A 12,789-nucleotide genomic window follows, 5' to 3' on the forward strand; every position below is an offset into this window, starting at 1 on the left:
TTGTGACAACCCGGACACACCAGCAACACTGAAAGCAGCAATAGCGGCAAAAATCCACTGCCTACCAGCTTTATACATTTTGTAATGTTCCTTTTTTGTTACATTCATTTTCATACCTCAGCCTTCAAAAACCAATCAATTTAATTTCTCTAATAGTAATTATTGTAACATCTAGATAGCAAACGGTAAACAAATGTTGGTAAGTCATCATAATATAAAAAACGAAAATTTTATGTTAAGATCTAAACATTTTCTAATGTTAGCTTAGATTAAAAATCTTACTATTATGTTTACAATCATATCCGTTAGAAAACGCATAATTTAAAATACACAATATAGAAAAGTATTTGGATGTTCTATTTCGAGAAATCACTGTAGACAAAAAAATGTCACACCTTCTGTAACTAATTCACTATGAAAGTCCCTATTTCAAAAGGAAATTGTGTAATCGATCCTTACTTACAGATGAACAAATAAAGAAATTCAAAAATTATTTGTCCCCTATTTGCTTCCCCAAACCGACTAACCCTTATCGCACCAGTTCTAAAGAACTTCTATATAATCAGCTTTGTCGTAGACATTACCTGTCTCAAACTGACAAATATTTTTCATTAAAATGTATATCCATATCGTAAAATGACTATATCCTATTTCACAATATTAGTTAAATGACTAATAATCGTTTAACTATCTTTGATTAGCAAGAGAAATTTTTCTTTCAAATTATAACAAGTTACGACGTATCCTATTATTTTATTAGACTAAAAAATCGTCTTTTTTTTAGTAAGTAACTCTTTTAATTAAAAAACGTCTGATAATTTATCAATATCCATCTAAGATTATTAACTCAGTTACATAGATTATGAAAAAAATTTTTCAAGATAACAAAAAAAGAAATAACATATACTTTTCCCTTTCCTCGTAAAATAAAAAATTAGTGATAAATTCTCAATCGAAAATTCTAATATTTATTTTTTTAAAAATAAATAAACAAAAATATTAATATTATCTACCATTCGAACCAATAAAAACAATAAAATTCCCAATCGTCAGTCACATAAAACAAATTGTTGAAAAATCATGAAAAGTCTTATCAGAATATATCTATATTAACTTTTAATTTTCCAACAAAAAAAGACCGAAAAAAATCGATCTTAAATAGTATCACATTCTTAATCTAAACCAATGATCCTAGCTAATTTAACCTATCTCGCATTGATTTTTTGAAACCTAAAAGTCGCAAAAACAGTAGAGCACTAAAACCAATGACTATCAACACAGTAGTAATGAGTGTATTAGATTTTGTTAACCTTCCTGTAAATGGTAAGGCGTTTGACTTATTCTGTCTTTCATGACTAATTGGATCTTGCTGTGACATGCCGGCAAAACTAACTGCATTCCATCCGTCACTTTCTAACCCAGATTTATCTGATTTAAACTCCACCGAATTAGTACTTTTTCCTACTTCGGATTGAGCAATTGGAGACACCAGTATAGTTGCACTCTTTATCAAAACATTGCCACTACCATCTGTGTAGATATACGTAACCGGGTACATACCCGCTTTGGTCAAATCCACCGAACCATCCGTACGAACCTCGGTAATATTAATTGAGTGACCGTATTCATCAGTGGCTGAAACGAAGTTGTCTTGCGCTGACCATTTGCCAGCTTTATTAGCTAACACTGTACTGTCAGTAACAACTAGTGATGCTTTTGATTCAATCACATGAACTTGCAATGGTACCGTTATATAAGTACTACTCAGTTCATCCCAAAACTCAACTGTTACCGAATAAATTCCAGGTGTTTTCGTATCAAGTTGTCCATAGTCCGTTATGGACACATTCTGCGGATTGATTGGCTGACCATACTCGTTTAACCCTTTTATGATAATATCATTCTTACTAAGTCGGCTTTTAGGTCCAGCAATCAGTGTCAAGTTATTGACTTGGATACTTGTCTGATCTTTGACTGTTATAGTTGCCATCTTTGTGAAAATATTTCCACTACCATCAGTATACGTGTAAGTAACTGGGTAAATGCCGGCTTTAGTCAAATTAACTGATCCACTCGTTTGCACTTCGGTAATGTCAATGGGACGCCCATATTCATCAGTCGCTGCAACAAAGTTGTCTACTGGACTCCAACTTTTACCAATACTTGCTAAGAAATCACTATTCTTCACACTTAAACCAGCCAAAGAAGCCATGACATTAACTTGAGCTGGTTGAAGAACTGATCGACCAGTATCATCAATATATTGATAGATCAGAGTGTAAGTACCGGGAACCATAGTTTGCAAACTAGTTGGGTTCATTAAGGTTACTTTCTTTGGATCAACCTGACGTCCATCCTGATCTAAAATTGTTTCAACAGCATCTGTTAGCTGCCATTTAGGCTTTGGACCGGCAATTAAGGAAGTTGATTTTGTAACTAACTGAGATTTATTTTTTAGCACTGTAATTAGTCGAGTAAATGTTTGACTAGATTGATTATCAGCCACTACCTGATACGTTATATTATACACTCCTGCCAATGGCGTTTGACCATTCTGAGGATAGCCATCGTAATCAACTATTTGAATTTTATCAGTTAATGATTGTGTACCTAAAAAGGCATATACCTCTTCTAAAGGATTATAATTCTCATTATCATAAATAGTAGCATCATTTCCCCGAAAATATGGTAAATTAGAATCAGAACCTACTTCTTGAAACGTTACTAATTCAGTCGGATAAGTGAACCAAGATGTAGTATAGTTTGTTTTATTAGTTGCTGTAACTGAAGAAACCGGAACGTAGGATCTTAAAAATAATTGACCTAATCCTACTTCCTTAATATATTCAGTAGCATCAACTTGAATTTGATTGTTAGTAACCGTCCACTTTAACCTTGGATCATTAGTAATATTTGTATAAGTTTTAGAATCATTGTCGTAATAGTACAAAGCGTAGTGATTTAAATCAAAATCAAGCTCCGACTTAATACCTAAAATTGCTTGGATTGGCTGATTATAGGCCCATTTTGCAATGTACGGTTGATAGTTAACGGTATATGAAAAGTAATGATGATTATCAGTAGAAATATTTCCAGGATTTGCTAACTTAGAATTATTAGTTCCGTCAATAACTGGTTGTTCATTAGGATAGTTGGAATCCATTAAGTTCGAATCTTTTGTCCCGGCTTGTCCCCATCCAGCAACTCCACTAGAAACAATTTTAGAAGAATTCGGCTTTACGTACAAGGTATCCTGATAAAAACTATCATGATAGCTACCCGAATCTAAACTAAGCGAAAGGGCACCCTCAACCGGTGTAGGGTCTTCAGAATGATTAGCTCCATCCCAATTACTATCAGGACTAACCGCCGTCAAGTTTAAGACAAAATTGGATTGTCCTGGCGTTAGATCGTGATTCAGCGTTATTGTAGCAGTTCCATTACCATTATTGAGTAAAGTAAAATCATTTCCGTTTTGACTAATACTAGTAAAATTTAAAAACTTATCAAAAGTTACTGGTTCTTGAGGCTTTACACTTACTGTTATAGTTGTTCCCTTGGGAATTACCTCACCAACAGCACTAGTATTTGTCAAACTAACGTGCAATATATATGAACTATCGACTTTTAAAGGATTGCTCTGCGAATTTTGAGACTGTCTATCTAATGAAGCCGTTGCCTTCATAAAAGAACTAGTATTGGTTACTGCTACATTGTCATTATGTGTCACATCTTCAGCCTGAACAGTATTAGCACCAAGTATTAGGCCAGTCCCCAAAATCAAAGCAGAGCTCAGCCAAATTTTTCCTGCATTATGTTTAGCATGTAATTTCATAATATCCTAACCCCCAAAAAAACATCATATTCGAAACGATTATAACATATAATAACGAAACTGAAACAATATTATCTTTTGAAATAATCTTTATTATATTCTTTTATTATTCATAATCGTTTTTAATAAGCCACAGTTTCATTATAATCCTGTTTTGATCTCGCAATCATTACATCTAAAAATTGTTAGAGCCTTCATTTTAACAACTGAAAAAGGGCTGTAAATTCAATGTTATTCCTTAAACCAGCTAGCTTTTTCGTAGAACCTGATTCAATGAACTAACCATACAGGGCTAATTTTATTTTAATCTTTCGTCTCTCTTCCCATTTTTAATCTAACGTTCCAATAGTCAAGTTATATCAAACATTTTAAAAATAATTACATGAAAAGAGAGTTACAAAATTATTCAAAATTAAAAAATAGATTATTTATGTTAGTAACAGAATGACCTCAGTTCATCCTATCACTTTGAATACGCTTTACCAAGGCCGGCTCTTTTTTCGTGGCCAAAAGACATAAAGAATTAATCCAATTTTAAGATAATTTAATGTCAACAAAGCAATAAATTCAAAACGGCCGTCTTGAATTTGAGACATATCATTAGCTGTTCGCATGTAATCAGTTGCAAAATGCAAAGCCATCGCATACCAAATGCTTCCAGTTTGCACGTATAAAGCACTGTATGCAAGACCACCCAAAAAAGATAAAACAGTTTGAACTAACACATACTGCAAAGAAGAATGAGATAAATTAGGTGTTTTGAGGAAAGGTAAATCCATTGCAATAATCAATAACCAAAAAGCATAATCCCACAAAGTAAATGATCTGTTCATATAAAACACTTGTTTGGTAATTAAACGATTTAAAAAAATTACCACAACCAGTTCACTAATTTTAAACAAAAAATGTTTAAAATTGAGTTAAATTAAAATGATAATCTACAGTATTTAAAACTTGATAAACGCCTAATTGAGTGACTAATAATTCGAGTACTAAAAAATCATTTTTAAAAGGCAGATTACAAGTTTAATTCGAACAACCCCGAAAAACTTCTAGTGGCGTCTGGTAGTTATGTAACTTCATGGGTCGATTGTTGATCAACTCAATTACCTCATAAAGTCGCTGCTCATCAACATCTCGAAAGTTAGACTTCTTCGGAAAGAAGTATCGTAATTTACGGTTGAATAGTTCATTACTGGCTCGTTCCCATGGGGAGTACGCATGGCAGAAATATACCGATATCTTGTACGTATCTCTTAACTCACGATATCCTGAGAACTCTTTTCCATGATCAACAGTGATACTTTTTACAGTGCTGCCAAACGAGTTCATGAAACGTTGAAAGGCAGTTGTCATGGCCTCCTTAGTTCGATTGTGTACCTTGATTGCCCAATAGACACGACTTTGGCGCTCTAAAAAGGTAACCACACATGTTCGATCTTGACCTCGACTAGAGAGAACAGTATCAACTTCCCAGTGCCCAAATTCTTTCCGTTAATTCACTTTTTCAGGACGTTTTTCAATGGTTTGTTCTACTTTGAAAGTTCCACGTGTTTCTTTCTTGCGACGTTGGTAGACATTCCGATGTGGCAAGTCTGATAACGAGAAATTTAAGCAACCATTGTTCAACCAGTTGTACACAGTTGAAGTCGCCAATTTCAACTTGTAAGCAACTATTTCAGGCGACCAAGTCAGTCGAAGATGGTTTTCGATTAGGCGCTTCTTGTCAGGAGTCAGAGACGATTTTCGTCCACACTGACCACGCTTTCTATCGGCATCTTTTTGTGCTAATTGGGCATTGTAGGGTTGAACACGATGGAGTTCGTAGTGAATCGTTGATTTTGCAAAACCAAAAGTATCTGCAATCAATTGCATAGAATATCCTAATTTGTGTAATTTCTCAATCGCACCACGGTCATAAGATGATAAAATTAAATGGCTCAAAGAATTTCTCCTTTTGGTTGGTCTAATCAACTACCATTGTAAAGAAATTCTTTGGGTTTTTATTTTAAATTTTCTCGTTCGAATTAATTATAGAATCTGCCAAAAATATTAAAAAAATGACTATCACTCTAAATGATAGTCATTTTGATACTTCGTCGATTCATATCTCGCAAAACAAACATCTTACGATTTATTAATTATTTCTTTTTTAACACTCGTCAGGAAAAAAATTGACAATGATAGAGCAACAACAGCAATAAGATCTTGCAATGAAGTCGTTCTCATTCCATTGTGTTTTCCGGTTTCCGGCAATGAAGAGCGACTGCTCTCCTTACTAGATTCGGTTTTAGACACTGCAGTAGTCGGTATAACAATCTCGTCTTTCATATAAGTTACCGTAAAGAGCAAATCTTGCGAATCGCTATTTACATTTTGAGCCTCAATTTCAGCTTTATCAGCAGTGTAGCCTTTCACAGATGGACTTGTCACCGCTGAAAAACTCTGAGCTGGACTCCAAGAACCATAACTTACTTCACCTGTTACAGCGTCAGTAAAGACTGTACGTATGAAAGTTACATCCTTTTCATAAGCATCAGCAGCTTTCTGACCATCCGCAAACTGGTAGGTAACTTTTTCTTTAACAGTTTTTGTTTCAGTTGACTGAGCTGGAGCATTTTTTGTATATGTCAAGCTTATTGTTGCATCATCACCATATATACCAGTTAATGCTGAACTAGACTTATCATACTGATATCCTTTGATTTCAGGCCTATCCACTGAGTAAACCGTCCCCTTCAAACCAACCATTTGTTTTTCGGGCATACCAGCTATTTCGTTACCATTTTCATCAACGTAGTGAATAATCAATTTACCAACTTGTTCATTTGGATTTGACGGAGAAATAATTGTCGCAGTACCATTAGACATCGCAAGAGAGGCAACTTCTTGTCCATCAATAGTAGTTTTATAAACGACTTGATAGGTAACTTTATAAGTACCTGGTTGCTTATTTTTCCATGCAGACACGAAGTCGCTATCATTGACAATCTGAACATCATTAGTTAGGTCAATCACCCTTCCAGAAGTTGAAACAGAAGCAGTAACATTGTCTTTCAACCAGGCATTTACGTCAGAAATATTATCTGTTGTCATCACTGATTTTGTTGATGGAACCGAAATTTTAGGTGTTGGTGCAAAAATTTCCTTAGGGTTAAACCACGTTAACGTGATAATGTGGTTCCAACTACTAGTTCCCTGATCATCTTTATAAAGTTGGTCATATTTATATTCACCGTCAGCATCTGGAGCAACAATATTAAAAATAACAGTTAAGTTCTGTATATTCATTCCATTTGGAATGATCAGTTGCACACGATTATCGGCAAGTTGAATTAATTGGAAAGCAGGATATGCAGTTCCATTAGCCAAACCATTCTGTATATCAGAGACCGTTCCCCATCCTTTTCCATAAACAACATCAGACCCCGAAGGAAGTTGAAATCGGAAAGAATTTAAATCAATAGACGCGTTCGGCCCATCAACAGAAAAAGTATAATTTCTTCCCGTTAAGGATTTCGAATTATCACGATCCGGCTGCAAAATGTCAAAAACGGTCATAGTATCAGTTGTTACATTTTGGCTTAGAATATGAGAGTAACCATTGACGTTAACTGGGTTATTAATAACAATATCTGATCCCGTATATGCATGTAATCCAAACGCATTTCCTGAAGCTGGAGCCTGCATGCGGTTTGTTCCACTAGGTAATGGTTCATTTTGTGGAGCAGGACCAATATTAAAAGTTGATCCTGTAACGGGAATAGCCAACGTCTGACCATCTTTGGAAACAAAATTTGACGAAATCAAATTACCGTTTGAAGCAGCAGCATCAGATTTGATAGGTATGAAAAGATTAAATCCAAATGACCCAATTTTATTTTGAAGATCATGAGAAAAAGTAAACGCCACAGTATTTGATGTGGCATCATGTGAGATAATCCCGTAATCTTCACCACCAGTTTGCTTAACACTATTCCAATCAACCAAATCATTAGGAATAGTAAATTTTATCTGATCGCCTGCTTTAATAGAAGTTTGAAGAGAATTCAAATTAACATTAACGAACAAATTCACAGTACTTCCAGCAGTAATTTCAGACTGTTGGTTCAAAACAGAAATTTGTAGACCAGATAAATTTGATTTTCCAGATTCATCATCGTTCATTGTAACAGTGCGTATATTAGACTTTTCGGTATCAACATTATTTTTTTCTTGATTTGTCGTTGAAGAATTAGTAACACCGCCCGTATCAGAGCTCGTTAACCCCGCCGAAGTACTGAGCGTTTGGTTTGCATCTGCTGCACTAACAAGGTCGTTGTTTTGAATAATAAATGAACCTCCAACAAGTACAAATGATATAACAGAGACAACAATCCAATTTTTTTTCACCTTACGCAAAACTTTACGTCCCTCAGATTTTCTAATAAGATTCTTGTTATGATTCATGAAATTACGCTCTCCTGTCTTTATTTCCTATTCAGCCTGAAAAAAATTTTTTTCGTAATACTGATAATGACAACGACATTTTATCATTTTTTTCTTCAACAATCTATAATTGCGACTCAATCATGATCTAAAAATTACTAAATATTTCGTTTAAGTTTCATAAAGAGGACTTTTATTCATTTTTTTCAGTCTGTTGGCTTCCTAATAAACTTTTTAAATAATTATTGGTATTTTTCTCTGACACATAAAAATTATATTCTGCAACACAAAATATCATATTCTTAGTTGAACACAGCAGAACCGATCTCATCTCGTGAATGAACATCCCAAAATACTTTTGGGATAATAAAATAGATAGTTCAATATATAAAGATGAAAGTTGAAGTATTTAAAAGTACTTTTTACCTTTAAACGAAAATTAGCGCACTCAGCAACACAATCAAAAGTGCCATCAGAAAATGAAAACGCTTATGATTCAATAAAATGGCGATATATTCACGAATCAACGCATTTGGAAGGAAATAGGAAGATGTTTTCGATCCAATACCGTTAATATTTAGACCAACTAAGCGGGCATATCCGGCAGCACGAAAAACATGATAATCACTTGTTGTAAAAATCCCCTTTTTAAGGTTAAATCCTCGCTCTTCCAATAATTCTTTTGAAAAAAGCATATTTTCAAAGGTATTTTTTGACTTATCATCAACTAAGATTTGGTCAGCAGACGCACCATGTTCAACAGCATATTTCTTCATAGCAATTCCCTCTGGGAGTTTCTCATCACCTCCCTGGCCACCAGACATGACAAGGGTAACCTCTTTACCTGTTTTTTTCAGTTCTGCCTTTTGAAAATCAATTGCAAGTTGTATTCGTGAGCCGAGCAAAGGGGATACCTTGGTCCCGTCAATCAAACCCGATCCCAATACTATAACGTATTCCTGATCATACTTGGGACGAAAAAGTTTAGTAATAACAAAAGACATTAAAAATGTCAACACCCAGAAAAGTAAATAACGCACAAAAAAAGTCGAAACATTTTGTAAAAACGTAATCGTTTTCGAATGAGGCCACCAATGGTTTAACAAGTGAAAGCCAACCGGAACAATTATCAATAGAAATCCGATAATTAATGTTAAGACATTGCCTAATGAATGACTTTCACGTCGCCAAACAACCAAGCCGTTAAAGATAAATAGATAAGCCGATATTGCTGTAAGTAAGATGATTGGTATCGCAATAATGACTACGAGAACGAAGTATCCCCTTAGAAGCATCGGCTGATTGAGAAACATCAAAATCAATGTCAAAGTTATAAAATAGGAAAGAATGGTAAAATTAGCCACAATTCCACAAAGCAATCGGTAACGATTTTTTTTTACCAAAAGATAGAGAGCGTAAGTTAGGAATCCTGTTAAAATCAACGATAAAACTAATGGCATGGCCAGTAAACTAAATAGACGAGACATAAATAACTCCTTACTTTTTTATAGATTAATTATAAGATACTTGAAATAAAATAATAATGCGACTGCTTTATATTTATGTAAAAAATATTTTCCTTTTCAGTAAAACGCTACTCCGAAAATTCATTATTCCAAAAACTCACTCCCTTGCCCGATGTTTCTTTTTCTTTCTTTTTTTGGCCATCTGCATTGCTCCGATCATGAATCATGTTGCTAATTAATTAACAAACAGAAATCTCACATGAATCTATTATAGCGGTTAAACGAAGAATGACTCAACTAAAGACATTGGTTACCGGTGAAACCGTCTTTTTTCCAAAATAGGTTTCACTCCCTTTAAAAAGAGTTCACTGTAAGGGCCGGGTGAATTTGCGAATGGAATCGTTCCTTTTTTACTATTTGACTGGTACGGTTAAAAGGACCAAATTCCAGTAATAGAATAAAACCGGTTAATAATATCTCTTTTCCATCCCTCTTCTTCCTTTTCAGCAAAATAATCTTGTTACCGCAAAATTGACTGATAGTACCAAGCTGTACAGTCTCTAAATCTGCATCATCTAATATTAATTCCGAGTGGTGCAATCCTGAATTGCCTCCGATACCAATTTCTGCAAACATAATGGTAAATTTACTCGTATAAAAAGCAAAATCTTCATCATCGGATGATGACGAAAAATTCACCAAATTAGCATAGTACTGAATATTCTCGGCCAGAATGTCCGTCTAAATTGAATTATTTTCTAGCACTGGTGATCCCGTAATCCACTCAATTTCTGCTGAAATACCGTATGTTGCAGCTTGACCATTAATAATTTGGTAGACCTTCCCTTTAGATCGTTCACGGTCATAGTCTCCAAAAGTACGAATTATTTCTTCAAACCATATGCTATCAGAAATAACGTTTCATGTTTGACCCTTTAATATGGATAACCAATAAAACACTTTGTCGGTAAGAATTGAGCGAACGACTAATAATACTTTGTAAACCCGTGACAGTACTAGTTAATGCTAAAAATGGGGTCAATATTTTTATGTGCCTTAGCATGACCACCAACCCCCCGTTAATTTGACGACGAATTTGTCAACAGCCGCATTACGACGACCATTACCTGCACTGATTTGACCAATGGGTAAATTTGGGTGCTTGTGGTATCCGACAAGTAAGTCCACGCCTTCTAAATCACCACTTGTGATCACTCGCTCTGCACCAATATGCGCTTCTTCTGCTGGTTGAAAAATTAGTCGCACCTTAATAGTCAAGTTACCTACATTTTCTTTAATCTTTTCAGCAACACCCAGTAAAGAGGTAAGGTGAAAATCATGATCACAGGCATGCTGATACCAGCATTCTCAGAAGCAACGTCCAGGTTCATTTGTTCTTGAATTAGCAAAGCATTAATATCGGCTGCAAAGCAACTGTTTGTTGATCATCTTCTGGACCCATCTCAGCAATAACACCAATCTTTAAGGCTTGTGGAGTAATAATTTTATAGTTCCAATCAGCTAAATAGGTCTAATTTAATGCCGTTGTTTGATATTCTTAGTTTAAAAGTTCTGGATGCTGATGAAAGTAGTGTCGAATGTCACTCCAATTAGTAAGCGTTTCAGTTGCAATAGTTAATTGCATTGATGCTCTCATCTCAAAGCAAAGAAAAAGGCTAGTACCCATCATTGCTGATAAACACTAGCCCGACATAAAGAACTAAAATTGTTTCAATCACAATGTTGTGCGAATCAAATGATGGTCCTCAGATATGGAGCATAACGTTCTACAATAAATAAATGAAAACCAAGCACAAGATTAAGTGCCCATTTATCGTTTCAACATTCAAGAGCAGCACAATTTTTTTCGTCCTTTTTTCTAATATTTTTTAAATAAACATTGAACTTTAACTTTATCAACTGATTAGATCCATTTTATTTTTATCAGTTCTAAAGTCTGTACATACAATTGCCGTCCAATCCCATCATGTTACAAATTTTACTTTGATAGACATTCTTAAATCTTGTCTAATTTCGTCTTCATCATTCCATAGTAAATATCGCCGGGCTTGCCTTTCTTAGCTAGCAAATCGGTATACGTCTTAGCATAAACTGACAAATCAGTTTCCTTAAAAATCTTGTCTATTAACTTTGGTGAAACAAGGCTTTCAAAAAAGACAGCAGATACCTTTTATGAGCTGGAATATTGTTAAACTTCGTCTTGGTATTTTGATCTAACTTAGTCAGCTGTTCAATGTATGCATCGTGTTCTTTTGGTAAGCCATTTTATTCTTTGGATCCTTTGCAATCAAAATCTTTTCAAGATCTTGCACATACTACATTCCGTTTTGAATATCTAACCAACATGTGGATCCATTTCATCTTTTTAACAGCATCCGTCAAATTCTTAGTAGTACGTCCCAGCATTTAAGTTTTTATTTTTTGAAATTGACGGACTATCAGCTAGCTTCTTCTTTGCTGACACACCTAGTTGATAATCCCCAACTACTTTTCTAGAATATTAAAATTAAATGACTGAAGTTTCCTGCCCTAATATTTTCATCGAATCTAAATAATCATCAACAGAACACGCCAAATTACTTGTCAACAGATGAAAGTCACTTTCCATATTGTGAGCAATTTTTTTAGTGTCAATGAAACCATTTTTCAAATAAAAATGGTAACGCGCTTCACGTTGCTTCTGGTCATCAACATTCTCCATCGTACTTTCAGATTCCAGAATAATCCCCTTTGGATAACGTGCTTTCAAAACTGATAGTATTTTGCCACCAACCCCCTGTCCTCGAAATAATTGATCGACAGCTAAGTAAAGAACAAAAGCTTTTTCCTTTAAGTCAACAAAATAAGAAATACCAACGTTTTGTTCACCATCAGTAATCACCACCATTTTGATTTGATTATTATCAGTGGCTTTTTGCTTAAGATTTTGAAAAGGAATTTGTTCACCTGCAGGAAATGATTCATGATAGATTTTTTGCCAATAATTATGATTGGTCTGATTTAGCGAGATAAATTGCATGTTTCTCCTTTATTTCTTTA

7 protein-coding genes and 3 pseudogenes are annotated in these 12,789 nt (G+C 34.6%); all 10 read right to left on the reverse strand.

The genetic code is table 11. From position 1 onward, the window contains the following. Window positions 1-3 precede the first annotated feature (3 nt). Window positions 4-114 (reverse strand): annotated as a pseudogene (locus M3M36_RS07005) (KxYKxGKxW signal peptide domain-containing protein); the annotation flags it as partial. Window positions 115-1,195: 1,081 nt separating this feature from the next. Next, window positions 1,196-3,835 carry a bacterial Ig-like domain-containing protein gene (locus M3M36_RS00715; protein WP_252773972.1) on the reverse strand — a complete coding sequence of 880 codons (2,640 nt, stop codon included), beginning with the start codon at window positions 3,833-3,835 and terminating at the stop codon, window positions 1,196-1,198. Between the two features lie 479 nt (window positions 3,836-4,314). Next, entirely contained in the window at window positions 4,315-4,737 is a 423-nt protein-coding gene (locus tag M3M36_RS00720) for a CPBP family intramembrane glutamic endopeptidase (protein WP_252773973.1), read from the reverse strand. A 124-nt stretch (window positions 4,738-4,861) separates the two neighbouring features. Then, window positions 4,862-5,779: pseudogene (locus M3M36_RS00725) on the reverse strand (IS30 family transposase). 183 nt (window positions 5,780-5,962) lie between these two features. Beyond that, window positions 5,963-8,284 (reverse strand): mucin-binding protein, encoded by a 2,322-nt coding sequence (locus M3M36_RS00730; RefSeq protein ID WP_252773974.1) that lies wholly within the window; start codon window positions 8,282-8,284, stop codon window positions 5,963-5,965. 407 nt (window positions 8,285-8,691) lie between these two features. Then, a complete protein-coding gene (locus M3M36_RS00735) occupies window positions 8,692-9,750 on the reverse strand; it encodes a YdcF family protein (RefSeq protein ID WP_252773975.1) in 1,059 nt (352 codons plus the stop codon). A gap of 333 nt (window positions 9,751-10,083) precedes the next feature. After that, the gene (locus tag M3M36_RS00740; RefSeq protein ID WP_252773976.1) at window positions 10,084-10,365 is read right to left on the reverse strand and encodes a hypothetical protein; all 282 of its coding nucleotides are present in this window, start codon (window positions 10,363-10,365) and stop codon (window positions 10,084-10,086) included. Between the two features lie 420 nt (window positions 10,366-10,785). Continuing rightward, a complete protein-coding gene (locus tag M3M36_RS00745) occupies window positions 10,786-11,046 on the reverse strand; it encodes a zinc-binding metallopeptidase family protein (RefSeq protein WP_338029136.1) in 261 nt (86 codons plus the stop codon). 700 nt (window positions 11,047-11,746) lie between these two features. Then, a pseudogene (locus M3M36_RS06965) lies at window positions 11,747-11,908 on the reverse strand (metal ABC transporter solute-binding protein, Zn/Mn family); the annotation flags it as partial. Window positions 11,909-12,256: 348 nt separating this feature from the next. Then, window positions 12,257-12,769, reverse strand: coding sequence for a GNAT family N-acetyltransferase (locus M3M36_RS00750; RefSeq protein WP_252773977.1), 513 nt, complete (start codon window positions 12,767-12,769; stop codon window positions 12,257-12,259). Between the last annotated feature and the right edge of the window lie 20 nt (window positions 12,770-12,789).

It is taken from the genome of Fructobacillus americanaquae, from assembly GCF_024029775.1.
In the GTDB taxonomy this organism is placed as follows: Bacteria; Bacillota; Bacilli; order Lactobacillales; family Lactobacillaceae; genus Fructobacillus; species Fructobacillus americanaquae.